The sequence below is a fragment of the Mycobacterium sp. ELW1 genome (assembly GCF_008329905.1).
Taxonomy (GTDB): domain Bacteria; phylum Actinomycetota; class Actinomycetes; order Mycobacteriales; family Mycobacteriaceae; genus Mycobacterium.
This window is the reverse complement of sequence record NZ_CP032155.1, coordinates 2,545,773-2,571,469: the sequence shown is the minus strand read 5'-3', so window position 1 is coordinate 2,571,469 and position 25,697 is coordinate 2,545,773. Positions and strand designations below refer to the sequence as shown.

23 protein-coding genes and 1 pseudogene are annotated in these 25,697 nt (G+C 69.0%); 7 read left to right on the top strand and 17 right to left on the bottom strand.

The genetic code is table 11. The features are described from left to right. The 9 genes and pseudogenes from murD to D3H54_RS11900 all read right to left on the bottom strand — a co-directional run bounded on the left by murD (position 1) and on the right by D3H54_RS11900 (position 11,065). Complete coding sequence (gene murD, locus D3H54_RS11940; RefSeq protein ID WP_149379216.1) at positions 1–1,461, bottom strand: UDP-N-acetylmuramoyl-L-alanine--D-glutamate ligase; 1,461 nt, start codon at positions 1,459–1,461, stop codon at positions 1–3. A 1-nt stretch (position 1,462) separates the two neighbouring features. Beyond that, on the bottom strand, positions 1,463–2,542 hold the full coding sequence (mraY, locus tag D3H54_RS11935; RefSeq protein WP_149379215.1) for a phospho-N-acetylmuramoyl-pentapeptide-transferase: 1,080 nt from the start codon (positions 2,540–2,542) through the stop codon (positions 1,463–1,465). After that, positions 2,539–4,020: a UDP-N-acetylmuramoyl-tripeptide--D-alanyl-D-alanine ligase gene (locus D3H54_RS11930; protein WP_149379214.1), complete on the bottom strand. Its 1,482-nt coding sequence runs from the start codon at positions 4,018–4,020 to the stop codon at positions 2,539–2,541. Before D3H54_RS11930 ends, mraY begins: the two co-directional genes overlap by 4 nt. Next, a complete protein-coding gene (locus tag D3H54_RS11925; RefSeq protein WP_149379213.1) occupies positions 4,017–5,564 on the bottom strand; it encodes a UDP-N-acetylmuramoyl-L-alanyl-D-glutamate--2,6-diaminopimelate ligase in 1,548 nt (515 codons plus the stop codon). The genes D3H54_RS11930 and D3H54_RS11925 overlap by 4 nt, the downstream gene beginning before the upstream one ends. A 37-nt stretch (positions 5,565–5,601) precedes the next feature. Next, positions 5,602–7,521: a peptidoglycan D,D-transpeptidase FtsI family protein gene (locus tag D3H54_RS11920; protein WP_149379212.1), complete on the bottom strand. Its 1,920-nt coding sequence runs from the start codon at positions 7,519–7,521 to the stop codon at positions 5,602–5,604. Beyond that, on the bottom strand, positions 7,518–8,654 hold the full coding sequence (gene ftsL, locus D3H54_RS11915; RefSeq protein WP_149379211.1) for a cell division protein FtsL: 1,137 nt from the start codon (positions 8,652–8,654) through the stop codon (positions 7,518–7,520). The genes D3H54_RS11920 and ftsL overlap by 4 nt, the downstream gene beginning before the upstream one ends. After that, positions 8,654–9,850, bottom strand: a complete 1,197-nt coding sequence (gene rsmH, locus D3H54_RS11910; protein ID WP_149379210.1) for a 16S rRNA (cytosine(1402)-N(4))-methyltransferase RsmH — start codon at positions 9,848–9,850, stop codon at positions 8,654–8,656. Before rsmH ends, ftsL begins: the two co-directional genes overlap by 1 nt. Continuing rightward, the gene (mraZ, locus tag D3H54_RS11905; RefSeq protein ID WP_036347573.1) at positions 9,825–10,256 is read right to left on the bottom strand and encodes a division/cell wall cluster transcriptional repressor MraZ; all 432 of its coding nucleotides are present in this window, start codon (positions 10,254–10,256) and stop codon (positions 9,825–9,827) included. The genes rsmH and mraZ overlap by 26 nt, the downstream gene beginning before the upstream one ends. Before the next feature lie 363 nt (positions 10,257–10,619). Beyond that, positions 10,620–11,065, bottom strand: a pseudogene (locus tag D3H54_RS11900) (SCO2097 family morphological protein). Between the two features lie 272 nt (positions 11,066–11,337). Between D3H54_RS11900 and D3H54_RS11895 the strand changes: the two are divergent. The 4 genes from D3H54_RS11895 (at position 11,338) to D3H54_RS11880 (ending at position 15,369) form a co-directional block, all read left to right on the top strand. Continuing rightward, on the top strand, positions 11,338–11,937 hold the full coding sequence (locus tag D3H54_RS11895; protein ID WP_168215065.1) for a GNAT family N-acetyltransferase: 600 nt from the start codon (positions 11,338–11,340) through the stop codon (positions 11,935–11,937). 23 nt (positions 11,938–11,960) lie between these two features. Next, on the top strand, positions 11,961–12,647 hold the full coding sequence (locus tag D3H54_RS11890) for an LppM family (lipo)protein (RefSeq protein ID WP_149379209.1): 687 nt from the start codon (positions 11,961–11,963) through the stop codon (positions 12,645–12,647). Between the two features lie 99 nt (positions 12,648–12,746). Beyond that, entirely contained in the window at positions 12,747–13,805 is a 1,059-nt protein-coding gene (idsA2, locus tag D3H54_RS11885; RefSeq protein WP_210419729.1) for a bifunctional (2E,6E)-farnesyl/geranyl diphosphate synthase, read from the top strand. A 4-nt stretch (positions 13,806–13,809) separates the two neighbouring features. Next, a complete protein-coding gene (locus tag D3H54_RS11880; RefSeq protein WP_149379208.1) occupies positions 13,810–15,369 on the top strand; it encodes an alpha-(1->6)-mannopyranosyltransferase A in 1,560 nt (519 codons plus the stop codon). On the opposite strand, the gene D3H54_RS11875 is transcribed toward D3H54_RS11880, so the two are convergent. After that, positions 15,287–15,691: an Rv2175c family DNA-binding protein gene (locus tag D3H54_RS11875; RefSeq protein WP_149379207.1), complete on the bottom strand. Its 405-nt coding sequence runs from the start codon at positions 15,689–15,691 to the stop codon at positions 15,287–15,289. The genes D3H54_RS11880 and D3H54_RS11875 overlap by 83 nt on opposite strands. Positions 15,692–15,728: 37 nt before the next feature. Between D3H54_RS11875 and D3H54_RS11870 the strand changes: the two genes are divergently transcribed. Together D3H54_RS11870 and D3H54_RS11865 are read left to right on the top strand one after the other, a co-directional pair. Then, complete coding sequence (locus D3H54_RS11870) at positions 15,729–16,955, top strand: protein kinase domain-containing protein (protein WP_149379206.1); 1,227 nt, start codon at positions 15,729–15,731, stop codon at positions 16,953–16,955. A 103-nt stretch (positions 16,956–17,058) separates the two neighbouring features. Further along, on the top strand, positions 17,059–18,660 hold the full coding sequence (locus tag D3H54_RS11865) for an FAD-dependent monooxygenase (protein ID WP_149379205.1): 1,602 nt from the start codon (positions 17,059–17,061) through the stop codon (positions 18,658–18,660). Here the strand turns inward: D3H54_RS11865 and D3H54_RS11860 are convergent. From D3H54_RS11860 to D3H54_RS11850, 3 genes are read right to left on the bottom strand one after another with little or no spacing between them, the layout of a single operon-like run. Beyond that, positions 18,616–20,004 carry a class II 3-deoxy-7-phosphoheptulonate synthase gene (locus tag D3H54_RS11860; protein WP_149379204.1) on the bottom strand — a complete coding sequence of 463 codons (1,389 nt, stop codon included), beginning with the start codon at positions 20,002–20,004 and terminating at the stop codon, positions 18,616–18,618. The two genes, D3H54_RS11865 and D3H54_RS11860, sit on opposite strands and share 45 nt — an antisense overlap. Before the next feature lie 32 nt (positions 20,005–20,036). Beyond that, the gene (locus D3H54_RS11855) at positions 20,037–20,546 is read right to left on the bottom strand and encodes a polyadenylate-specific 3'-exoribonuclease AS (protein WP_149379203.1); all 510 of its coding nucleotides are present in this window, start codon (positions 20,544–20,546) and stop codon (positions 20,037–20,039) included. Between the two features lie 10 nt (positions 20,547–20,556). Beyond that, positions 20,557–21,372, bottom strand: a complete 816-nt coding sequence (locus tag D3H54_RS11850; RefSeq protein ID WP_210419728.1) for a hypothetical protein — start codon at positions 21,370–21,372, stop codon at positions 20,557–20,559. A gap of 147 nt (positions 21,373–21,519) precedes the next feature. Here D3H54_RS11850 and D3H54_RS11845 point away from each other — a divergent pair, with 147 nt between their 5' ends. Beyond that, positions 21,520–22,803, top strand: a complete 1,284-nt coding sequence (locus tag D3H54_RS11845; protein WP_149379201.1) for a glycosyltransferase 87 family protein — start codon at positions 21,520–21,522, stop codon at positions 22,801–22,803. Here the strand turns inward: D3H54_RS11845 and D3H54_RS11840 are convergent. The 4 genes from D3H54_RS11840 to D3H54_RS11825 form a co-directional block, all read right to left on the bottom strand. Further along, the gene (locus D3H54_RS11840; RefSeq protein WP_149379200.1) at positions 22,745–23,488 is read right to left on the bottom strand and encodes a lysophospholipid acyltransferase family protein; all 744 of its coding nucleotides are present in this window, start codon (positions 23,486–23,488) and stop codon (positions 22,745–22,747) included. The genes D3H54_RS11845 and D3H54_RS11840 overlap by 59 nt on opposite strands. Positions 23,489–23,594: 106 nt before the next feature. Beyond that, entirely contained in the window at positions 23,595–23,975 is a 381-nt protein-coding gene (locus tag D3H54_RS11835) for a hypothetical protein (RefSeq protein WP_149379199.1), read from the bottom strand. Beyond that, positions 23,972–25,225 carry an ArsA family ATPase gene (locus tag D3H54_RS11830; protein WP_149379198.1) on the bottom strand — a complete coding sequence of 418 codons (1,254 nt, stop codon included), beginning with the start codon at positions 25,223–25,225 and terminating at the stop codon, positions 23,972–23,974. The genes D3H54_RS11835 and D3H54_RS11830 overlap by 4 nt, the downstream gene beginning before the upstream one ends. After that, entirely contained in the window at positions 25,226–25,660 is a 435-nt protein-coding gene (locus D3H54_RS11825; protein ID WP_149379197.1) for an SRPBCC family protein, read from the bottom strand. It lies immediately after the preceding gene. Positions 25,661–25,697: the final 37 nt, after the last annotated feature.

Here is a 25,697-nt window from a genome sequence, read left to right as displayed (position 1 = left end):
CTACCGAGCCGTGGCGCGCACGGCGGCGGCGAACGCGTCGCCCCGGTCGGCGTAACCGGCGAACTGGTCGAACGACGCGCCGGCGGGGGCCAGCAACACCGTGTCGCCGGTGTGGGCCAGGCTCGCGGCGGCGGCGACGACCTCGGTCATCACCCGGGCGCCCAGGCCCGGAGCGGAGGCGTCGACCACTCGAGTCTCATGAGTAACATCTGACTCATTGGTCTCATGCACCACAGCATCCTCCCGCGTCACCACCTCGATGACGGGGACATCGGGCGCGTGTCGCGATAACGCCTCGGCAACCACCGCGCGGTCGTGGCCGATCAGCACGGCCCCGGCCAGCCGGTCCGCCACCCGGGCGACCAGGTCGTCGACCGACGCGCCCTTGAGCATGCCGCCGGCCACCCACACCACCCGCGGATACGCGGTGATCGATGCCTGCGCGGCGTGCGGGTTGGTGGCCTTGGAGTCGTCGACATAGGCCACCCCGTCGACGACGCCCACCTCCTCCGCGCGGTGACGCCCGACCCGGAAGGTGGTCAGCGCGTCGGTGATCGAGCCGGGCGCGACGCCGACGGAGCGGGCCAGCGCCGCCGCCCCCAGCGCGTCGAGGACACCGACCGGACCCGCCACCGAGATCGACTCGACCGGGGCCAGTTCGAGATCGTCGGCGAACGCGCGGTCGACGAGCATGCCGTCGCGGACGCCGAGTTCCCCGGCGCCCGGCTCCCCCAGCCGGAACCCGACCTTCACAGCTGCGGCCGCGCCCGGCAGCAGGCCGGCCGCAACCGGGTCGTCGACACCGACGATCGCGACCCGGCCGTCGAGCACCCGGGCCTTCGCGGCGGCGTAGGCCGCCATCGACCCGTGCCAGTCCAGGTGGTCTTCGGCGACGTTGAGGACCGCCCCGGCCTCCGGGCGCAGCGACGGCGCCCAGAACAGCTGGAAGCTCGACAGCTCCACGGCCAGGATGTCGGCCGGCTGATCCAACACGTCGAGAACCGGGTCGCCGATATTGCCGCACAACATCGCGCGGCGGCCGTCGGCGACGAGCATGGCGTGCAGCATCGAGGTCGTGGTGGTCTTGCCGTTGGTGCCGGTGACCACCAGCCAGCGCCGCGGCGGACCGTAGTGGCCTGCGGCATCGAGGCGCCAGGCCAGCTCGACGTCACCCCAGATCGGCACTCCGGCCCCGGTGGCCGCAGCCAGCACCGGCGCGGTCGGCGGAAACCCCGGACTGGTCACCACCAGGGCGAAGTCATTGATGGACACGACGGCCTCGGCCGGGGTGATCGCATGAATGCCGTTGTCGGCCAGTGCTTTCAACGATTCAGCGTTGTCGTCGCAGACCCAGATGTGCACGTCGAGCGACGCCAGCGCCGACACCACCGCACGCCCGGTCACCCGGGCGCCGGCCACCAGCACCTGCGCCCCCGAGGTCAGCGGCTCGAGCCCGGGCATGTCAGGCCCCGATGGCAGACAGCCACTCGCCGTAGAACAGCGCCACGCCGAGGCCGCACGCGATCGCGGTGAGCAACCAGAACCGGATGATCACCGTCGTCTCCGCCCAGCCGACGAGCTCGAAATGATGGTGGAAGGGCGCCATCCGGAACACCCGTCGCCCGGTGGTGCGGAAGGCCAGGATCTGCACCACCACCGAGGTGACCTCGGCGACGAACAGCGCGCCCAGAACCACCGCGAGCACCTCGGTGCGGCTGGTCACCGACAGGCCGGCGATCATCCCGCCGAGCGCCAGCGACCCGGTGTCCCCCATGAAGATCTTGGCCGGCGCGGCGTTCCACCACAGGAAGCCGATGCACGCCCCCGCGGTGGCCGCCGCGAGCAGCGCCAGATCCAGCGGGTCACGCACGTTGTAGCAGCCCAGTCCGGGGGCGGTCGCGCAGGCATTGCGGTACTGCCAGAACGTGATCAGCACGTACGCGGCGCTGACCATGGCCATGCTGCCGCCTGCCAACCCGTCGAGGCCGTCGGTGAAGTTCACCGCGTTGGACCAGGCGCTGACCACGACGACGGCGAACAGCACGAACAGCAGCGGGCTCAATGTGACCGTGGCGATCTCGCGCACATAGGACAGCTCCGGGCTGCCCGGCGTGAGTCCGTCGGAGTTCCGGAACTGCAGCACCAGGATGCCGAACAGCATGGCGGCGGTGATCTGCCCGACGGTCTTGGCGGTCTTGTTCAGCCCGAGGTTGCGGGAGCGGCGGATCTTGATCAGGTCGTCGACGAAGCCGACCGCGCCGAGCGCGGTGGCCAGGCCCAGCACCAGCAGGCCGGACGCCGACGGGCCGTCCCCGTCGAGCGCGAGACCGACCAGGTGGGTGCCGAAGTACCCGGCCCAGATGCCGACCAGGATCGCCACACCGCCCATCGACGGGGTGCCGCGCTTGGTCTTGTGGCTCGGCGGACCGTCCTCCCGGATCTCGTGGCCGAAGCCCTGGCGGGTGAACAGCTTGATCAGCGCCGGGGTCAGCAGGATCGAGACCGCCAGCGCGATCGCGACGGCGATCAAGATCAGTCTCATGACCTGCCCTCGTCGAGCAGTGCTTCGGCCAGCGAGCCGAGCCCGGCCGAATTGGACGCTTTGACCAGGACGACGTCACCGGGCTGCAGTTCGGCACGCAACAACGCCAGGGCGGCGTCCGCGTCGGCGACCATGGTGGATTCCGAACCCCAGGATCCCTCCATGACCGCCCCGTGGTGCATGGCGCTCATGGGCCTCCCGGTTCCGACGACGACGAGTCGACTGATATCTAAGCGCACAGCCAGCCGGCCGACACGATCATGCTCGGTTATCGACTCATCCCCCAGCTCGGCCATCTCGCCGAGCACCGCCCAACTGCGGCGCGTTTCGCCGGAGCGGGCCATCACCGCCAGCGCCCGCAGTCCGGCCTTCATCGAGTCGGGATTGGCGTTGTAGGCGTCGTTGACGACGGTGACGCCGTCAGCGCGGGTGTGCACCTCCATCCGGTGCCGCGACGCCGGGCGCGCGGTCGCCAGCGCGGCGGCCACCTGCTCCGGCGTCGCCCCGCATTCCAGGGCCACCGCCGCCGCCGACATGGCGTTGCCGACCTGATGCTCGCCGTGCACGGCCAGCTGCACCTCGGCGGAGCCGGCCGGGGTCAGCAACGTGAAGCGCGGCTGGGCCAGCTCGTCGAGTTGGACGTTCTCGGCGCGGATGTCGGCCGCCTCGGACTGCCCGACCCGCACCACCCGGGCGGCGGTCCGGGCCGACATCGCCGACACCAATGGATCGTCGGCGTTCAAGATCGCCACACCGGAGGCCGGAACCGCTTCTACCAGTTCACCTTTCGTGGCAGCGATCACCTCGCGGGAGCCGAACTCGCCGAGGTGCGCGGTGCCCACGTTGAGTACCACCGCGATCGACGGCGGCGCGATCGCGGCCAGCGCGGCGATGTTGCCGAGGTGGCGGGCCGACATCTCCAGGACCAGGTAGTCGGTGTCCTCGGTCGCCCGCAGCACGGTCCAGGGCAGACCGAGCTCGTTGTTGAACGAGCCGGGCGGGGCGACCACCTCGCCCAGCGGGCGCAGCACCGCGGCGATGAGATCTTTCGTCGACGTCTTACCTGACGATCCGGTGACCCCGACGATCGTCAGCCCGCCCGCGACGAGTTCGGCCGCGACCGCCGCGGCCAGCTTCGACAGCGCGGCGAGCACGGCGGCACCGGAGCCGTCGACGTCGTGTTCGAGCACCCCGGCGCCCGCATCGGCGGCCACCGCCGGCGGCACCACGATCGCGGGCACCCCCACGGGCCGGGCCGCGAGCACCGCGGCCGCACCCGCCGCGGCGGCGGCCTCGGCGAAGTCGTGCCCGTCGGTACGGGCACCCGGCAATGCCAGGAACAGTCCACCCGGACCGACCGCGCGGGAATCGAATTCGACGGTCCCGGTGACGATCCGCTCGGCGGCCTCGTCCGCGCTGATGTCGGCGAGCTCGCCGCCGACGATCTCCGCGATCCGGGCGACGGACAGCGCGATCATGCGCCCGCTCCCCGCGCGTCGAGGGCCGCCGCGAGTTCGGCGCGGTCGTCGAAAGGACGGGTCTGCCCGGCCACGGTCTGCCCCTTCTCGTGCCCTTTGCCCGCGATCACCACGACGTCACCGCTGCGGGCCCAACCCACCGCGTGCCGGATCGCCGCGCGCCGGTCCCCGATCTCGATGACGTCAGCGCCCTCGGCGGACTGGTCGCGGGCACCGGCCATGATCGCGGCCCGAATCGTCGCGGGATCCTCGTTGCGGGGGTTGTCGTCGGTCACGATCACCAGGTCGGCGAGCTCGGACGCGATGCGGCCCATGGGTTCCCGCTTGCCGGGGTCGCGGTCGCCGCCGGCGCCGAAGACCACCGCCAGCCGGCCCTGCGCGGGCTTGAGGGTCTCCAGCACCGCCTGCAGCGCACCGGGTTTGTGGGCGTAGTCGACGACCGCCAGGAAGTCCTGCCCGCGGTCGATGGGCTCCAGCCGGCCGGGCACGGCCGCGGCGCGCAACCCGGGTGCGGCCTGTTCCGGTGACACCCCGATGGCGTCGAGCATGGCCAGTGCCAGCAGCGCGTTGGCGACGTTGTAGCGGCCGGGAAGACGGATCCGCAGCCGGTGATGCACCCCGGCGGGGTCCACCGCGGTGAACTCCTGGGCACCGCCGTCGAGCACCGTGATGTCCTCGGCCCGCCAATCCGCCGGGTGGCCGTCGGCGGACACCGTCATCGAATCGCCGGCCCGGCGGGCCATGTCGCGGCCCGCGTCGTCGTCGACGCAGATCACCGACATCGCGGCGTGCGCCGGTGAGGCCGGGTCGAACAACCGCGCCTTGGCCTCGAAGTAGGCGGCCATCGTGGGATGGAAGTCGAGGTGGTCGCGGGACAGGTTGGTGAAACCGCCGACAGCGAACCGGATGCCGTCGGTGCGGCCGAGTTCGAGGGCGTGACTGGAGACCTCCATCACGGCGGTGTCGACGCCCTTCTCGGCCATCACGGCCAGCAGCGCCTGCAGGGCCGGGGCTTCCGGGGTGGTCAGTGCGCTGGGCACATCCTCCCCGGCGATCCGCACACCGACGGTGCCGATGAGTCCCGGAACGCGGTCGGCCGATCGCAGACCCGCCTCGATCAGGTGGGTGGTGGTGGTCTTGCCGGAGGTGCCGGTGACGCCGACGACGACCACACGGTCCGACGGGTGCCCGTAGACCGCGGCGGCCAGTTCACCGAGCACCGCGCGGGGCTGCGGATGCAGCAGGACCGGGATGGGTGCCGGTTCGCCGAGCAGGCGGTGAAGGACGGCGACACCTTCGGCGTCGGTGAGCACCGCCGCGGCGCCACCGTCGACGGCGGCCTTGGCGAATTGTGCGCCGTGGGCCGAGGAGCCGGGCAGCGCCGCGAACAGGTCACCGGCGACGGTGTCCTGGCCGCGCAAGGTGATTCCGGTGATTCGCACGTCGGGCGTCGAGCCGCCGGACGCCGGAACCGCGCCGACCCGGGCAGCCAGTGTCGGCAAGGTCAGCGCCGGCGTGGCGCGGGGCCGCAGGGCATTGGTCATTGGGTGCTCACCCTACCCAGCCGGCACGATGCGCCGGCTATGTGGCCTGAAGGATCAACGGCGCGCCGGGATCCGCCGAGAGCGGGACGTTCTGCCGCTGCAGCAGCCAGGCCGCGATGTTGTGGAACAGCGGCGCGGCCGAGTGGCCTGGTGTGCCGTCCGGGTTGCGCTGCGGGTTGTTCATCATGATGCCGATGACGTAGCGGGGGTCGTCGGCGGGCGCCATACCGGCGAAGGTGATCCAGTAGACGTCGCTGTAGTAGCAGCCGCAGGCCGGGTTGATCTGCTGGGCGGTTCCGGTCTTGCCGGCGATCTGATAGCCGTCGACGGCGGCCGGCGCACCGGTGCCCTGCTGGTAGCCCATCGGGTCGCGCTGGACGATCGCGCGGAACATGTTCCGCACCGTGCGGGCGGTCTCGGGCGACACGACGCGGATGCCGGCGGGTTGCGGCTCTTCGGTTCGGGTGCCGTCCGCGGCGACGGTGGCCTTGACGATCCGCGGCGGGATGCGCATGCCGTCATTGGCGATGGCCTGGTACATCCCGGTCATCTGCAGCAGTGTCATCGAAAGGCCCTGCCCGATGGGCAGATTCGAGAAGGTGCTGCCCGACCACTGGTCGATCGGCGGGACCAGGCCCGAACTCTCGCCAGGCAGACCCACATTGGTGCGCTGCCCGAGACCGAACTTGCCGAGCATGTCGTAGTAGCGCTCCGGCCCGATCCGCTGCGCCAGCATCAGGGTGCCGACGTTCGACGACTTACCGAACACGCCGGTGGTGGTGTACGGCATCACGCCGTGGCTCCACGCGTCGCCGACGGTGACGCCGCCCATGTTGATCGAGCCGGGCACCTGCAGCACCTCGTCGGGGTTCGACAGCCCGTACTCGATCACCGAGGAGGCGGTGACGATCTTGTTCACCGATCCCGGCTCATAGGGCGAGGTGACCGGCAGGTTGCCCAGCTGTTTGTCCTGCTGGCGGCCGATGTCCTGGCTGGGGTCGAAGGTGTTGTCATTCGACATCGCGAGCACTTCACCGGTTTTCGCGTCCAGCACCACCGCGGAGACGTCCTTGGCGCCGGAGGCGTCCTTGGCCATCTGAACCTGCTGCTGGACGTAGAACTGGATGTCGTCGTCGAGGGTCAGCTGGACGGTGGAGCCGTTGACGGCATCGTGCTTGTTGCGGTAGCTGCCGGGGATGACGACACCGTCGGAGCCGCGGTCGTAGGTGATGGAGCCGTCGGTGCCGGACAGCCGCGAGTCCATCGAGTCCTCGAGGCCGAGCAGACCGTGGCCGTCCCAGTCGATGCCGCCGACGATGTTGGCGGCCAAGGCGCCACCGGGATACTGGCGCAGGTCTTGGCGTTCGGCGCCGATCTCGGGGAACTTCTTGATGATGGCGTTGGCGATCGCCGGATCGACCGCGCGGGCCAGATAGACGAACGTCTCGTTGCTGCGCAGCTTTTTGAGCAGGGTGGCCGCATCGGGATTGTTGTTGAGCTTGCCCGCGACCTCGGTGGCGATCTGGGTGAGCCGCTTGTCGGGATCCGGTGCGGCAGGCGACTTCTCCTTGGCCTCGGTCAGCTGCTTGCGGATCTTGGCGGGCTGGAAGGTCAGCGCCCTGGCTTCGATGGTGAAGGCCAGCTTGTCGAAATTGCGGTCGACGATGCTGCCGCGCACCGCCTTCTCGACATCGGTGACCTTGAGCTGGCCGGCGGCCTCGGCACGCAGGCCGGCGGCCTGGGGCACCTGCAGGTTGAACAGCTGGGCGGCGGCCACGCCGAGGGCCAGGAAGATGACGATGTTGCCTGCGCGGTGCCGGAATACGAATGACGCTGTGCGGGAGCCGCTTTCGACGATCTCACGGGTGCGGCGAGACTTCGCCGGACGGCCGGGGCCGGTATCCGGTTGAGCCTTGCCCGACGAGGTGCGCTTCCGTGTGGAGTCGCGGCGACTCACTGCCCGGCTCCGGCGGGCGCGACAGGCGGATCGACCGGGGGCACAACCGGAGCATCGGGGGCAGCCGCGGGCGGTGCGACTGCGGGCGGTGCGGCGTCAGCAGGTGCCGGGACCGGTGCGAGCACCAGGCCCGGGGCCGGTGCGGCCGCGGGCGCGGGCGCCTGAGCCGGGACCGCCAGCGTGCCGGGCAACGGCGCCTGCGCCGCCGCGGGGGGAAGTGCGCCGGGCGCCAGAACCGTGCCGGGCAAGGTGGCCAAGGGAACGCCGAAGGGCATCGCACCATTCAACGGCAGGCCACCGAGCGGAGTGGTTGCGACACGCACCGGAACCTCGGGGGAACTTCCCGGCTTGGGCGCGGCCACCGGCGGCGGCACGGGCGCGGCGGGCGGCAGCGGCTTCTCGTCGGGCAGCTTGCTGTTCAACGGCGGGGGCGGAACCCCTTCGGCCGGCTTCGGCTTGCCGACCACGGTCCAGTTGCCGGTCGGATCCTGCACCAGATGCGCGGTGTCCTTCGACGGGATCATGCCCAGATTGCGGGCGGACTCGGCCAGCGCGGGTGCGGATTCGGCCTCCAGGACGTCGCGTTCGAGCGCTTCCTTCTGCTGGGAGAGCGCCTCATTGGTGGACCGGGCGGTACCCAACTGGTAGGACCGCTGGGCGGCGTCGGTGGACAGCCACAGCGTGACGGCCAGCCCGAGGCCCAGCGCCCCGATCACCAGCACCACGAACGGAACCTTGGCGACCAGCGTGTGCGGACGCAGGTCGATACCGGCCAGCCGGGCGATCAGTCTGTCGCGCAGTGGCTGCCGGATGGCCTTGGGCGCCTTCGCCTTACGCGCTTTCGCCCGCGCCTTGGCCTGACTGACGTTCTTGGCCCGGGTGGGGCGTTCGGCAGGCCGGGCGACCGGCGCGGTCTGCGGACCCTGACGCAGCGCACGCGGTTCGTGGGGGCGGCGGGCCGACGCGCGTCCACCCCGTGCCGGCGCCTCGGTGCCACGGCGACGCGCGGTGGCCGTGCCTGCGCCCGCCTTCTTCCTGGCCGACTTGGTCGGTTCGTTCTTGTCCCGCTTGGCCCCGTCCCGTTTGACCCCTGCGCGATCCATCGAATCAACCGGCTTGCGCCCCACCTTCATCAGCTGTTTCCTCCCCGTCCCCGGTTGACCGACATCACGCGCTGCAGTGCCCGTAGCCGAACCGGCGCACTGCGTGGATTGCGTTCGATCTCCGCGGCGTCGGCGCGTTCGGCACCGCGGGTGATCGCGCTGAATTCCGGCTCATAGCCGGGCAATTCGACGGGCAGGCCGGCCGGAGACCGGGAGGCGGTTGCCGCGGCGAACGTCGTCTTGACGATCCGGTCCTCCAGCGACTGATAGGACATCACCGCGATCCGCCCGCCCGGGCGCAGCGCGGCCAGCGCCGCGGGCAGGGCCGCCGTCAGCGAGTCCAGCTCGGCATTGACCGCGATCCGCAGGGCCTGGAAGGTCCGCTTCGCGGGGTGACCGCCGGTGCGGCGCGCCGGCGCCGGGATGCCCTTGTAGATGATCTCGACGAGTTCGCCGGTGGTGGTCAGCGGCGCGTGCTGGCGTCGCTCGACGATCAGCCCCGCGATGCGGTTGGCGAACTTCTCCTCGCCGAAGCGGCGCAGGATGTCGGTCAGTTCGGCGCGTCCGTAGGTATTGAGGATTTCCGCGGCGGTCAGCGGGGCATCGGTGTCCATCCGCATGTCCAGCGGCGCGTCCTTGGAGTAGGCGAATCCGCGCTCGGCCCGGTCGAGCTGCATCGAGGAGACCCCGAGGTCGAACAGCACCCCGTCGATCGATTCGGTTGCCTCCCAGCCGGCTTCGACAAGGGCGTCGGCGATGCCGTCGTATCGGGTGTGGACCAGGGTGATCCGATCGGCGAACGGGGCCAGCCGCTCTCGCGCACCGGCCAGGGCCCCCGGGTCCCGGTCCAGGCCGATCAGGCGCAGCGTGGGGAATTCGGTCAGGAAGCGCTCGGAGTGGCCGCCGGCGCCCAGGGTCGCGTCGACGAGGATCGCGTCCGGACGGGTCAGCGCCGGGCCGAGGATCTCGACGCACCGATCCAGCAGGACGGGGATGTGCCCATGCCCTGAATCGGGGTCGGATTCGTCAACCACGACGGGACCTCCGGGTAATTCGCGGTGCGCCGCACCAAGTGGGGCTGGGTGTGACCTTGCATCGAGGTCCCTGTCCGAACAGGTGAACCTGGCGTTGGGGAAGTACGTCAGGGTCGGTTCGGGCAGAGACCACGATGCACGGGCTACCTCCGGCTGGGCGGCCAGCTCAGATGATGTCGCTGAGTGCTTCATCGCTGGCCGCGGAGAAGTTCTCTTCGTGGGTCTCCTGGTATTCCTGCCAGGCTTGGGCGTCCCAGATCTCGAGGAAGTCGACGGCGCCGATCACCACGCATTCCTTGGACAGGTTGGCGTAGCGGCGGTGGTCCGCCGACAGCGTGATCCGGCCCTGTGAGTCGGGGTGCTGTTCGTCGGTGCCGGCTGCCAGGTTGCGCAGGAATGCACGCGCCTCCGGATTGCTGCGCGAGGTCTGCGAAGCCCGCCGGGCCAGCTGTTCGAATTCCGAACGCGGGTAGACGGCAAGGCTGTGATCTTGGCTTTTGGTGACCATCAACCCTCCTGCCAGTGCGTCGCGGAACTTGGCGGGCAGTGTCAGCCGCCCTTTGTCGTCGAGCTTGGGCGTGTACGTGCCGAGAAACATGCTGTGCACATCTCCTTGCCTTCACGCCCCGGAGCCGTCGCTCCGTTAACCGCCACAATACCCCACAATCCCCCACTTTGCTCCACATAATGGTCCGTTTTTGGTCTACATCCGCCACTTCCTGCCACCTAGAGCCCGCCGGGGTGACCCAGACCGTCGACTCGGCCGATAAAAGCGCAGGTCAACCAGCGGTGGGGCGAAGTGGGGAGCATCAGCGGGCATCGAGATCGACACCACGGTCACCGACACGGACGATCGAGAGCCCGCACGTCGATATCGCGGAGAGCGAACGGCCGCAGCCGGGTCCAGGCAAACAAAAACGGGGCAGCCGGAACGGCTACCCCGTGTTGGAGACGCTGACGGTCACTCGTCGAAACGACGCCGGAAGCGATCCTCCATGCGGCTGGTGAACGATCCGCCACCACCCTTGGGCCGACGCTGACGCGAACCGGACGACGGTGACGACGGGCCCGAGCGATCCCGGCCGCCGGCGACACGCGGACCGGTGATCGCGAAGACCACGCCGCCGAACATCACCACGAAGCCGATCACCGACAGAATCGGGAAACTTCCGATCATGGTGGCCTTGAACGCAACCCCGGCAACCAGCATCGCCAGACCGACCACGAACAGGCCGGCGCCCTGCAATCGTCTGCGCGTGGAGGGGGCCCGCATCGCCGACGACCACGACAGCCAGGAGGGGCCCGCAGAGTTCCACCCCGCACACTCGAGGCGAACTTGGGGTCCTCGGCATAGAGAGCGCTCTCGATCTGATCGAGCATGCGCTGCTCATGATCGGAGAGTGGCATTCGTCCTCCTTGCCGACACGGCCGGTCACTAATCCGATAAAACTTGGCTGCCCAGCAATCTACGGGGCGACTAACCAAAATGATACGAGCTAGATGTGCGGCGTACCACCTAGTTGGTCCACCCGATTGTAGCTGTGTCCAGGCGTTGTTCCGCCCTCGCCATCACCACGTAAGGGCCTGGTCACCACAGCAGCGGCCGAGCCGGGCCGGGAGTGCACTGATAATGGCCATGCATCCCCGGATCGATCGGCAGACAGAAAGGCACCGTGGCGTTGGCGACTTTCCTCATCGATCTGTCGCCCACCGACATGGCGCAGCGCCTTCACGACGCTCTGAGCGTGTACGTCGACGCCATGCGCTACCCGCGCGGCACCGAAGGCCAGCGGGCGGCGATGTGGCTCGAACACACCCGCCGGCACGGGTGGAAAGCCGTCGCCGCCGTGGAAGCCGACACCGCCCCCGCCGCTGAGCCGGACACCGCGCAACTGTCGGCCGCTCCCCTGCTCGGTATCGCCTACGGCTACTGCGGCGCCCCCGACCAGTGGTGGCAACAGCAGGTGGTGGCCGGGCTGCACCGCATCGGCGTGCCCGCCGACGAGATCGGGCGGCTGACCAGCAGCTACTTCGAGCTGACCGAGCTCCACATCCACCCCAGCGCCCAGGGGCGCGGACTGGGTGAAGCACTGGCCCGACGGCTGCTGGCCGACCGCGGCGAGTCCCACGTCCTGCTGTCGACCCCGGAGATCATCGGCGAGGCCAACCGTGCCTGGCGGCTCTACCGGCGGCTCGGCTTCACCGACGTGATCCGTGGCTACCACTTCGCCGGCGATCCCCGGGCGTTCGCGATTCTGGGTCGTAGCCTCCCGCTGTAGCGCGGATCTGGCACGATACCCACGTGCGCGACCGAACCCGCCGCCTGCGCCTACGCGCCCTGGCGCTGTTGCTGCTCATCGTCGCGCCCTTGGCGGTCGGCTGCGTGCGGGTGCACGCGTCGATCACGGTGTCCCCGGACGATCAGGTCTCCGGTCAGATCATCGCCGCCGCCAAGGCCCGCGACTCAGACGACCAGGGGCCGCAGTTCGACCTCAATGTGCCCTTCAGCCAGAAGATCTCGGTGTCGAAGTACAAATCCGACGACTTCGTCGGCTCCGAGGCGGTGTTCTCGAACCTGAGCTTCTCCGAGGTGCCGCAGCTGGCCAACCTCAACCGCGAGGCCGCCGGGGTGGACATCTCGCTGCGGCGGGCCGGCAATCTGGTGATCCTCGAAGGCCGCGTGGACCTGACCAGCGTCACCGACACCGATGCTGACGTTTCGCTGACGGTTTCCTTCCCCGGTGAGGTGACGTCGACCAACGGCGACCGCCTGGACACCGACGTCGTCGAGTGGAAACTCAAGCCGGGCGTGGTGTCGACGATGAATGCCCAGGCCCGCGCCACCGATCCCAGCACCAGGTCGTTCACCGGAGCGGCGCTCTGGCTCGGCCTGGGTGCGCTCGCCGTGTGCGGCGTCATCGGCGGCCTGGCCTGGGTCAGCCGGGACCGTTCCCCGCGATTCGCCAACTCCGATCAGGCCGATAGCTAGCCGACGTTCTAGTCTGGTTGCACCCGGATCTCTCAGGTGCGGTCGTACACAGAAAGGGGCGCTGCGCTGAGCGTCGAAGCAGCTCCGTCTGCCGTCCAGCTGGCCGGCGCCGTCACCGATCAACTTCGGAAGTATCTGGCGGGCCGCCGCACCGACGCCGCCTACATCGGTACCGACTACGACGGGCTGATCGGCGCCCTCGAGGACTTCGTGCTGCGCGGCGGCAAACGGGTACGGCCCGCGTTCGCCTACTGGGGTTATCGCGCCGTCACCGCCGACCCTGATCTGCCGGTCGACGACGACGCGCTGCTGCTGTTCTCGGCGCTGGAGCTGCTGCACGCCTGCGCACTGGTGCACGACGACGTCATCGACGATTCGGCCACGCGGCGCGGCTGGCCGACGGTCCACGTCCACTTCACCGACGTGCACCGCAGTAGCAGCTGGCGTGGCTCGTCCGAGCAGTTCGGCCGTTCCGCCGCGATCCTGCTGGGTGACCTCTCTCTGGTGTGGGCCGATGACATCATCGGCGCGGCGAATCTGGACGACGACGGCCGCCGTCGCGTCCGGCGGGTGTGGTCGGACATCCGCACCGAGGTGCTCGGCGGTCAGTACCTCGACATCGTCGCCGAATCCAGCGGCGCCGAGTCCATCGAGTCGGCGATGAACGTGAACACCTACAAGACCGCCTCCTACACGATCTCGCGGCCGCTGCAGTTCGGCGCCGCGGCCGCCGCCGACCGGCCCGACGTCCAGCGCATCTTCTACGAGTTGGGCACCGACCTGGGTGTGGCGTTCCAGCTGCGCGACGACGTTCTCGGCGTGTTCGGCGATCCCGCCGTCACCGGCAAACCGTCCGGGGACGACCTGCGTTCCGGCAAGCGCACCGTGCTGCTCGCCGAGGCCGTGCAGCGGGCCACCGCCTCGGATTCGGCCGCCGCGGACCGGCTGCGTGCTGGTATCGGCAACGAACTGTCCGACGCCGACGTGCGCCAACTGTGCGACGTGATCGAGTCGGTGGGCGCACTGGCTGCGGTGGAGGGCCGCATCGAACTGCTGACCAACCGGGCGCTGAGCCTGCTGGAGAGCGCACCGATCAACGCACCGGCCAAGGCTGGTCTGACCGAACTCGCCAGATTGGCCGCCAACCGGTCCGCCTAGGCCCATGTCCGCCACCACACCCACCACACCGACCAGCCGGGCCGGCTTTGCACGCCTGGCGGCATTCACCGCCGCCGACGAGGGCCGCCCGGCCCTGCTGGGTTTTCTCGGCGCGATTCTGCTCACCCTCGGCGGGCTCGGCGCGGGCAGCACCCGCCAGCACGACCCACTGCTGGAGTCGATGCACCTGTCGTGGTTGCGATTCGGCCACGGCCTGGTGGTGTCGTCGGTGCTGCTGTGGGTCGGCGTGGTCCTGATGCTGGTGGCCTGGCTGTGGGTGGGCCGGCGGGTCATGTCCCCGGACTCAGAGGTCAGCGAGTTTTCGATGATCGCGACCGCCGGGTTCTGGCTGGCTCCCCTGCTGCTGAGCGTTCCGCTGTTCAGCCGCGACACCTATTCCTATCTGGCGCAGGGCGCGCTGCTTCGCGACGGCCTCGACCCGTATGCCGTCGGGCCGGTGGTGAACCAGAACTCGTTGCTGGACAACGTGAGTCCGATCTGGACCACCACCACCGCGCCCTACGGCCCGGCATTCATCCTGGTTGCCCGGTTCGTCACCACCCTGGTCGGCGACCATGTGGTGGCCGGCACCATGCTGCTGCGGCTGTGCATGCTGCCCGGCTTGGCGATGCTGATCTGGGCGGCGCCCCGGGTGGCCCGTCACATCGGCGCGAACGGTGCGGTGGCACTGTGGATTTGCGCGCTCAACCCGCTGGTGATCATTCACCTGATGGGCGGTGTGCACAACGAGATGCTGATGGTCGGCCTGATGATGGCCGGCATCGCGCTGACGTTCGCCCGCCATCACGCCGCCGGGGCGGCGCTGATCGCGATCGCCGTCGCGGTCAAGGCCACCGCGGTGCTGGCGCTGCCGTTCATGGTGTGGGTGTGGATGCGGCATCTGCGGGACCGGAATAAGTACAGCGCGCCAAGAGCTTTCGCAACGGCGTCGGCGGCGTCGGTGGCGATCTTCGTCGTGGTGTTCGCCGTGCTGTCCTGGGTCGCGGGGGTGGGTCTGGGCTGGCTGACCGCGCTGGCCGGATCGGTGAAGATCATCAACTGGCTGACCATCCCGACGGCCGTCGCGAACCTCACCAACGCGATCGGCGGGCTGGTCATACCGGTCAACTTCTACGCCGTGCTCGACGTCACCCGGATCGTCGGCATCGCGATCATCGCGGTGTCACTTCCCTTGCTGTGGTGGCGGTTTCGGCACGACGACCGCGAAGCGCTGACCGGCATCGCTTGGGCGATGCTGGTGGTCGTGCTCTTCGTCCCCGCCGCGCTGCCGTGGTACTACACCTGGCCGCTGGCGGTGCTGTCGGCATTGGCGCAGTCCCGCGCCGCGATCGCGCTGATCGCCGGGTTCTCGACGTGGATCATGGTGATCTTCAAACCGGACGGCTCACACGGGATGTACTCGTGGATCCATGTGCTGCTGGCCACCGCATGCGCGCTGGCAGCCTGGTATTCGCTGAAGGTCAGTACGCCATCGCCTGGGCGCGCCGAACCACCTCACGAGCCTGATGGGCGTGCAGTGCATCAACCGGGCGAGCGTTGCTGACCGGTTCGCGCGACCCATCGCGGGTGATAGTCAGTGACGGGTCGGCGGTGAACAGCCAGCGCAGGATCTCGGTGTCGCGGTAGCCGCCGTCGCGCAGCACCGCCAGCAGGCCGGGCAGGCTCTTCACCACCTCGCCCTCGTCGTTGAGGAAGGCCTTCGGGATCATCGGGACCCCGCCGCGTTTCACCGCGACCAGATGGCCTTCGCGTAACTGCTGGTGCACCTTGGTCACCGGGATGTGCAATATCTCGGCGACCGCCGGCAGATCGTAGACGGGCTCGTCGGGATCCAGCACATCTTCGCCGGCAGGAATGCTGCTCACCGGCCCAGTCTAGAACTGTTCGGCCGCGGCATACCATGTGTCGGTGACGTCGGACCCCCTCAACGGCGTGTTGCTGGAAGACCGGTACCGCGTCGACGCCAAGATCGCCACCGGCGGCATGTCCACCGTGTACCGCGGTCTCGATGTGCGCCTGGACCGGCCGGTCGCGCTGAAGGTGATGGACGCACGCTACGCAGGAGACAGCCAGTTCCTCACCCGCTTCCAGCGGGAAGCCCGCGCGGTCGCCCGGCTGAAGGACCCCGGCTTGGTCGCGGTCTACGACCAGGGTCTGGACGGCAGTCACCCGTTCCTGGTGATGGAGCTGATCGAGGGCGGCACGCTGCGCGAGTTACTGCGCGAGCGCGGACCGATGCCCCCGCACGCGGCGGCGGCGGTGCTGCGTCCGGTGCTCGGCGGACTGGCCACCGCACATCGCGCCGGGCTGGTGCACCGCGACGTCAAACCCGAGAACGTGCTGATCTCTGACGACGGTGAGGTCAAGCTGGTCGACTTCGGGTTGGTTCGCGCGGTTGCCGAAGCCGGGATCACCTCGACCAGCGTGATTCTGGGCACGGCGGCCTACCTGTCCCCCGAGCAGGTCAGCACCGGGGCCGCCGACGCGCGCAGCGATGTCTATGCCGTCGGTGTGCTGGCCTACGAATTGATCACCGGGGCAACGCCGTTCACCGGTGACAATCCGCTGACGGTGGCATACCAGCGGATGGATCACGACGTCCCGCCGCCCAGTGCGGCGATCAGCGGGGTACCGCCCCAATTCGACGAGTTCATCGCGCGCGCAACAGCTCGCAACCCCGAGGCCCGGTTCGCCGACGCCGCGGAGATGGCCGAGGATCTGGACGCCATCGCCGTGGAGTTGGCGCTGCCGAAGTTCCGGGTGCCTGCACCGAAGAACTCCGCTCAGCACGCCGCGGCCACCGCTTTTCACAGCCGGCCCACCGTCGACTTCCACCCAGCCCCGCAGCCGGTGCCCGCGCAGCCGATGGCCGTGCCGCCGCCGCAGGCCGTGAAGAATCCCACCCGTCAGCTCATTCGCGACCCGCAGGACTGGCAGCCGATCGCCGAGGACGACGAGACTCCGGAACTGGCAAGCCAATTCGCCGGTATCGACATCGGTGAATTCATCTGGGAACGGCAGCGCGCACGGCGGGCGCTGATGTTCTGGACTCTGATCGTGCTGCTGCTGACCGGCGGTGTGGCCGCGGCCGGCTGGACCCTCGGCACCAATCTCACCTCGCTGATCTAGAGCCACCCACACCCGGTGCACCTGGGCCCAGCCCGCCCTTGACAACTACTACATACGTAGTGATACTCAATTCATCCGATGATGAATTGTGGAGGTGGTGGACATGCCCGCACCCGATCTCGACGTCCTGATCGTCGGCGCCGGTCCGACCGGGCTGCTGCTGGCCAACGAACTGGCACGCCACGGCGTCACGTCGCGGATCATCGATCGGGCGCCCGCGCCGGCGACCACCTCCCGCGCGCTCGTGGTCCAGCCCAGGACGCTGGAGATCTTCGACGACCTCGGCGTGGCCGAGCAGGCCGTCGCGGCAGGCACCGCCGCCTCGCGGCTGACCGTCACGTTCGCGGACAGCACAGTCGATCTCGACTTCGCCGGTCAGCTGACCGGGCAGGAGAACCACACCGCGTACCCCGAGCCCCGCACGCTGTCCCAGCACGACACCGAACGGATCCTCACCGACCTGTTGTCCACCCAGGGCATCGAGATCGACCGCGGCGTCGCGCTCACCGACCTGCACCAGGCGGCCGACTCGGTGACGGCCTCCTTGCGACACGAGGACGGCTCCACCGAATCGGTGCGGTGCCAGTGGATCGTCGGCTGCGACGGCGCGCACAGCGCGGTGCGCAAAGCCAGCGGCATCCCGTTCGCCGGTGACACCTACCGCGACGAGTTCATCATGGCCGACGCCGAACTCGACTGGAAGCTGCCCCACGGCGGACTCTACGGATTCCCCAGTCCGGCAGGCATTTTCGCAGCCTTCTCGATGCCGGGCACCAATCGCTATCGGATCTTCGGAAACTTCCCGCCGGTGGACGGACCCGGTGCCGACTACAGCGAGCCGACGCATGACGAATTCCAGGCCATGGTCGACGAGCGAGTTCCGTTCCCCGCCACCGTGGTCAAGGAGTTCTGGGTCACCCGCTACCGGGTGCACAGCCGCACGGTGCCGCGCTATCGCGACGGCCGCATCCTCCTTGCCGGCGACGCCGCCCACGTGCACAGCCCGGCCGGTGCGCAGGGGATGAACACCGGCATCCAAGATGCCTACAACCTCGGCTGGAAGCTCGCGCTCGTACTGCGCGGGCTCGCCGACGAGTCACTGGTGGACAGCTACGACGCCGAGCGCCGTCCGGTCGGTGTCCAACTGCTCAAGACCACCGACCGGTTGTTCGCCGTCTTCGGCGGACAGAATCCGTTGGCGCGCTTGGCCCGCGGCCGGGTGGCACCCGCGCTGGCCGGCCGAGTGCTCAGCCGAGACTGGGTGCGCAGGCGCTTCATCGGCCTGCTGGCGCAGCTGCGCGTCCACTACCCGGACAGCCCACTGAATGCCGAAGACGGCTCGGGGTGGCACAGTGCCCCCGCACCCGGCGACCGGGCCCGTGAGGCCGACGTGCTGATCGACGGTCGCTCACGACGCCTCTACGACGTGTTCCGCGGCACGCATCACACCGTGCTGCTGTTCACCGGGCTCGACGCCGAAGCCCGACCCGAGGCCGAATTGCGAAGGCTGGCAGAGCAACTCGAACAGGACCACCCCGGACTGGTGAAAGCCCAGGTGGTCAGTACCCGATCGGCGCACCGTCAGTACGGCGTCACCGCTGCAAGCACGTTCGTCATCAGACCGGACAAGTACATCGCGTACCGCGGCCGACCGGTCGAACTAGTCGCGCAGCATCTCCGCGACCAGGAACGCCAGCTCCAGTGACTGCTGGGTGTTCAGTCGCGGATCGCACGCCGTCTCGTAGCGCCCGGCCAGGTCCGAGTCCGAGATGTCCTGCGCGCCACCGAGGCATTCGGTGACGTTCTCGCCGGTGATCTCGACGTGGATGCCGCCGGGATGGGTGCCCAGCGCGCGATGCACCTCGAAGAAGCCCTGGACCTCGTCGACGATGCGGTCGAAGTGGCGGGTCTTGTAGCCGGTCGAGGACTCGTGGGTGTTGCCGTGCATGGGGTCGCACTGCCAGATGACGTGATGGCCCGACGCCTGCACCTTCTCGATGATCGCGGGCAGCACGTCGCGCACCTTGCCGTTACCCATCCGGCTGACCAGCGTGAGCCGGCCGGGCTCGTTGTTCGGGTCGAGCCGCTCGACGTACTCCACCGCCAGTTCCGGTGAGGTGGTCGGGCCGATCTTGACGCCGATCGGGTTCGCGATCACCTCGGCGAAGGCCACGTGGGCGCCGTCGAGCTGGCGGGTGCGCTCCCCGATCCAGACGTAGTGCGCCGACAGGTCGTAGAGCTTGGGTCCGCCAGCTGCCTCGGCGTCCATCCGCAGCATCGCGCGCTCGTAGTCCAGCACCAGCGCCTCATGGCTGGCGTAGATCTCGGCGGTGTCCAGGTTGCGGTCATTGACACCGCAGGCCGTCATGAAGCGCAGGCCGCGATCGATCTCACCGGCCAGCGTCTCGTAGCGGGCACCCGCCGGTGAGGTCCGGACGAACTCCCGGTTCCAGTCGTGCACCGCGTGCAGCGACGCCAATCCCGACGACGTCAGCGCCCGCACCAGGTTCATCGCGGCGCTCGCATTGGCGTAGGCGCGGACCAACCGCGACGGATCGTGTTGGCGCACGGCGGCGTCGGGGGCGAAACCGTTGACCATGTCACCGCGGTAGGACTTCAGCCCCAGCGCGTCGGTGTCCGAGGAGCGCGGCTTGGCGTACTGGCCGGCGATGCGGGCCACCTTCACCACCGGCATGCTCGCGCCGTAGGTGAGCACGACGGCCATCTGCAGCAAGGTGCGGATGTTGGCGCGGATGTGCGGCTCGGTGTTGTCGACGAAGGTCTCGGCGCAGTCGCCGCCCTGCAGCAGAAATGCCTTGCCGAGGGCCACATCGGCCAGCTGCGACTTCAGCTTCTCGATCTCCGACGGCACCGTGACCGGTGGCACGCTCTCCAGGACGGTGCGCATGGCGGCGGCCTGCTCGGGATCCCAGCTGGGCTGCTGCAGCGCCGGCTTCGTCAGCGCCGCATCGAGCCGTCCGCGCAGGTCAGCCGGGAGCGGCGGGAGCGACGGCAGCTGCTCGATCGGTACGTCAACGGTCCAGTTCACCCGTCCATGGTAACCGGGCCGCGCATCCCCTTTTACCGGCTGACCGGCGTCACACCCAGGTCGACGCCGGTGGTCATCAGGACATACCGGCGACGGTTGTGGCGGGCGTCGACCAGAGCGTCGTGGGTGTCCTGCGGTCGCGGCGGCATCCGGGGGCTGCCGCGATCCTCCCAGAACTGGCGCAGCTCGCGGGTGAACCGCGGGATCTGCGGCGGCAGGCTGGTCATCGGCCCCCACAGTTGGCACAGCGCGACGTGGTCGTAGGCGGCCACCCAGGCCCACAGCTCGATCGGCTCGTCGCCGTCGATACCCAGGAACTCCTCCAGGCCCTCCCGGATCTGACGGCGCGAGCGCCACAGCTTCGACGACGGGCTCGGCAGCTTCGGCAACACGTTGGTGCGCACCCACCGGCCTGCGGAGTCGGGGTCGAACTCGGTGGAGATCGCGTAGAACTCGCGTCCGTCGTCGGCCACCACGCCGATCGAGATCAGGTCGATGATCCGACCGTTGTCGATGAACTCCGTGTCGTAGAAGTACCGCACCGGCCGCACCCTATCCCTTCGCCTCGGCCCGGTGCGGTGGTGCGGGCGCGGCGTGAATCTCCTTGTCGAGCTCGGCGTCGACCTCGGCATCGGCCGGGAAGCTCGGCTCACCGGCGATGATGTGCTGCAACCACAGCTTGGCCTGTACGACGGGGCGGCGCATGTACCGTTCCCGCTCCAGGGCTTTGTGCATCTTCCTGGGCTTGTCCTGGTAGTGCCACCGCGCCCACGGCGCGTGCGGCCGGGACAGCCGGATCGCGCCGATGAACAGCAGCGGCGTGATGAACATCCCGATCAGGCCCGTCCACACCTTGCCCTTGAGCAGCACCACGACGGCCAGCGCGAGCGTCAGCACGGCCAACACCACGACCAGCGTGCGCGCGCCGACGGAATCGTCGGCGCGCCAGATCCCGATGTCGAAGAACGACAGCGGGTTGAATCCCATGATCAGCAGGCCGGCTACCGCGATCGCGGCGAACACCGCGTCCACCGAGGCGCGGCCGTCCTCGGCCCAGTAGACGTCCTCGAGATGCAGGATGAGCGCGAACTCGTCGAGAACCAGCGCCGCACCGATACCGAAAACGATTGCCGCAGCGGTGAACTCACTGGTTCCACCCTCGGTGGCCATGGTCACCATCGCCACCCCGGAAATCATCACCAGGATGATGCCGAAGACGGCGTGGTGGATGTGCAGGCCGCCGTGACCGGAGATGTTGCGCGGCTGCCACCATTTGCGGGGAGCGTCGTTGTCGGCGTTGTGCCGGATGTAGCGGACGATCGTGCGCGTCACGAAGAACGTGAGGATGAACGCGATCAGACACCACATCAACGGCACGCGCCCGGGGGCGACGACGTCGAAGTGCAGGTGGTAGGGCACGGGACGTGAAGATACGCGCCGACGCGGGCCGATGGGCCCGGCACGGCCGGGATATCCCCCGGCGCGTCGCGGCGCCCCGATAGTCTGGTTTGCGAGATGAGTAGCGACGTGGGCAGTTCGGCGCGGCCCTGGTTGGTCGCCGGGTGGCGGATGACGCAGGTCGCGATCGTCGCGCTCCTGGTCTACGCCGGCTGGCTGCTGTTCGGGCACATCCCCTACCGGATCGACATCGAGGTCTACCGGATGGGCGGCCAGGCGTGGCTGCACGGCCAGTCCCTGTACTCCGGTGATGCGACCTTCCGCACCACGATCGGCCTGGGCCTGCCGTTCACCTATCCCCCGCTCGCCGCCATCGTGTTCAGCCCGTTCGCCTGGGTATCGCTGTCGACGGCGAGCGTGATCATCACCGCGATCACGCTGGTCCTGGTGCTGGTTTCCACCTGGATCGTGCTGACCCGCCTGGCGGTGTGGCCGGCCTCGACGCTGACCCGGGAGCCCGCGTGGATGCGCCGGGCCTGGCTGTCGGCGGGCATCGTGGCGCTGGCGGTGATGTATCTGGAACCCATCGACGCCAACTTCGCGTTCGGCCAGATCAACGTGGTGCTGATGACGCTGGTGATCGCCGATTGCGTGCCGCGCCGCACTCCCTGGCCGCGCGGAATGCTGCTCGGGGTGGCGATCGCGCTGAAGCTGACCCCCGCGGTCTTCCTGCTGTATTTCCTGCTGCGCCGCGACGGTCGTGCCGCGCTGACCGCGGCCGGGACGTTCGTCGCGGCCAGTCTGCTGGGCTGTGCGCTGGCCTGGCGCGATTCGCTGGAGTACTGGACCACCACGATCCGCCACACCGACCGGATCGGCAGCGCGGCGCTGAACACCAACCAGAACATCGCGGGCGCGCTGGCCCGCCTCGGCCTGGACAAGGGCACCCACTTCATCCTGTGGACGCTGGCCTGCTTCGCCGTCCTGGGCCTGACCATCTGGGCGGTCCGGCGGGTTCTGGCCGCCGGCGAGCCGACGCTGGCGTTGATGTGCGTTGCCCTGTTCGGCCTGATGGTTTCGCCGGTGTCGTGGTCACATCACTGGGTCTGGGCGTTGCCGACGGTGATCACGGCCGCGGTGGCCGCCTACCGGCGGCGGAACATCGCGCTCGGCGTGGTGACCGGCGTCGGAGTGGCGTTGATGGTGTGGATTCCGCTGGAGTTGCTGCCCCAGCATCACGAGGAGTCGGCGTCGTGGTGGCGCCAGCTGCTCGGGATGTCCTATGTCTGGTGGGCCTTGGCAGTGATCGTCGTCGCGGGGCTGACGGTGATCACACCGGTCGCTAACCTGCGGCGGACTCCGGGATCCGCGCCGGTGGCTGACCTGGTCCACCCTGCTTAGGGTCCACGGGTTCCTCGCTGTTCTTCAACGTCGCGGCGTAGATGTCGACGTACTCCTGACCGGACAGCTCCATCAGCTCGTACATGACCTCGTCGATGACGGCCCGCTCGATGAAGCGGTTGCCCGCCAGTCCGTCGAACCGGGAGAAGTCCATCGGCTTGCCGAAGCGCACCGTCACCCGGCCGAAGCGCCACATCTTCGATCCGGGCGGGTTCACGACGTCGGTTCCGATCATCGCGACCGGAATCACCGGGACCTGCGTCTCGAGGGCGAGACGCGCCAGCCCGGTCTTGCCCTTGTACAGCCGCCCGTCCGGCGAGCGGGTGCCCTCGGGATACATCCCCATCAGCTTGCCCTGCGACAGCAGTCGCTCGGCGGTGGTCAGCGCCGCCTGCGCGGCGTCGGCGTCGGTGCGGTCGATCGGGACCTGCCCGGCCACCGTGTAGAACCACCGGGTGAACCAGCCCTTGATGCCGGTCCCGGTGAAGTATTCGGACTTGGCCAGGAAGGTGATCCGTCGCCGGACCACCAGCGGGAGGTAGAAACTGTCGGCCACCGCGAGGTGATTGCTGGCCAGGATCGCCGGGCCGTTGGTTGGAACATGTTCCAGCCCTTCGACTTTCGGCCTACCTAAGAGAGACAGCAAAGGCCCCATGAAGATGTACTTGAACAGCCAGTACCACATGGAGCCTCCCGATCACCGCACGCTTTCGTGCAACTCTACCCAGGTCCGCGGACACCGACCACAGGTCGCACCCTGTTCTCACCGGATCATCAGGGCGCGGCCGGTGTCAGTCCTCGACGCTGACCGGAATGTGTTGGTAGCGGCTGGCGGGGCGCTCCGGCGAATCCGGGCCCGGTTGATCCGGGCCCGGTCGATCTGGGGTGGTGCCGTCCGGATCGGGTGGGCTCGTTCCGTCCTCGGCGATGATCATCCGGATCATCGTCACCAACGCCACGCTGTGCTCGGCGACCACGGTCAGCAGGGGATGTTGTTCTCCGTTGACCAGCGCTGCCAGCGCACACACCGGGCACCACACCTGCTGACACTTGCCTTGCCCGCCACCGGATGCCATCGCGGCACCGGCCCGCACGGCCGGGTCGAGCCGGTCGAGGATCGCCTGGGCCAGGGCGCGCAGTTCGGGCCCCAGGTCGGGATGCGGGCCGTTCACGCGGGCCACACCTCCGGATTGGGTCGAAAGCGCACGGTCAGCTCGGTACCGCGGAGGGCCGCATCCGTCACGATGCACCGCCGAAGGACCGACGCCAGTCGTACCCGGCGCCGCATCCCCGCGGCACCGATTATCAGGTCGTCGTCGACCCGGCCCAGCGTCAGCGTGCCCGGATCGATTTGCGGCAACTCTAGCCGCATGCGGTAGACGGCATCGAGCCCTGAGCCCGATTCGCGGTCCACCACCGGCTTGAGCGGCCCGGGCGGTGCCGAACCGTCCCGTCGCCGGACGCTGTCGAGTAATTGTCCGAGCGCTTTGGGGCCGATCGGCTCACCGGCCAGGTGGGGCGCCAGCACCAGTTCCACGTCGCCGATGGTGGTGGCGAGCTCGTCGAGCACCGAGTGCTGTTCGGAGATCCGCTCGGCGTACCAGCCGAATGCCGGATGGTCCGGAAGATTGCGGTACTCGTACGAATCATCTTGGACGAGAACCTGATTCACGATCAGTTCGGCGACCTGCACACCCATCAGCACCAGCGACCCCAGGGTGCGGACCGCCTCGGCGGCCACCACCCGCTCAGCGGTGAGCACCAGGTGCGCGCTGACCCGCTCGGCATCGGTGAGCAGCGCGGACAACCCTTCGACGGCCCCGCTGATGCCCTCGACCACGGCGACGGTCGCCGCGGAGTGCACCCCGTCGACGGCGGCACTGAGCCGGCGATGCCGGGGCCAGGCCCGCTCGACGTACATCGCGAAGGCGGCAGGCAGCGTCAGCATCCGCATCGCGTCGGCCGTCGAGGCGCAGTCGACGACGAGGTAGTCCCACCGGCCGGAGTCCGCCAGTGCGGCCACCTCGGCCAGCCCTAGCACCTCCTGGATTCCGGGCAGGGCGGAAAGCTCTTCCGGGGCAACATCTTTGATGTCGGACTCCGGAAATCTCGCGGCCAGCACCGGCGCGACGGCCCGCCATCTGTCCGCGAGCAGGGCCAGGGTGTCCAGCGCCAGCGCGTCGAGGTGGCCGCCCGCGGTGTCGTCGGTGCCCTCCTCGGTGAGGATGCGCACCGGTTCGCGGGCGCCGGTCGGCGGGACCACGACACCGAGAACATCGCCGAGTGAGTGGGCCTGATCGGTGGACACGGCCAGCACCCGCTGACCGGCCAGCGCCGCCCGGACCGCCGTCGCCGAGGCCAGCGTCGACTTGCCGACGCCGCCTTTGCCGACGAAGAAACTGATCCGGGCCCGATCAGTCACTCAGCCCTCGACCCATTTCTTCAGGTCCTTGAGCGCGGTGTCGGTCAGCCTGCGCTCGGCCTTGCGCTTGAGCAGGCCGATCATCGGGATCATCAGATCCACCGACAGCTCGTAGGTGACATCGGTACCAGAACCTTTGGGTTGCAATGTGTATGCGCCGTCGAGTGCCCGCAACAGCGAACTCGAAACCAACGACCAGCGCACCGACTTGCGGTCGGCCGGCCACTCGTAGGCCAGCACCATGGTGTCCTTCAGAACAGCGGCGTCCAGAACCAGTCGCGCGACCAGCGGGTAACCGGCCTCGTCGGACTCGATGACCTCGGTCTCCTTGTATTCGGAGACCCACTGCGGGTACGACCCGATATCGGCGATGACATCCATCACGGTGCGGGGGTCCGCGTCGATGTAGATGGTCTGCGCCGTCTTGTCAGCCACTGTTGCCAATTCCCATCGCTTGCGCTGCGTGACCCGA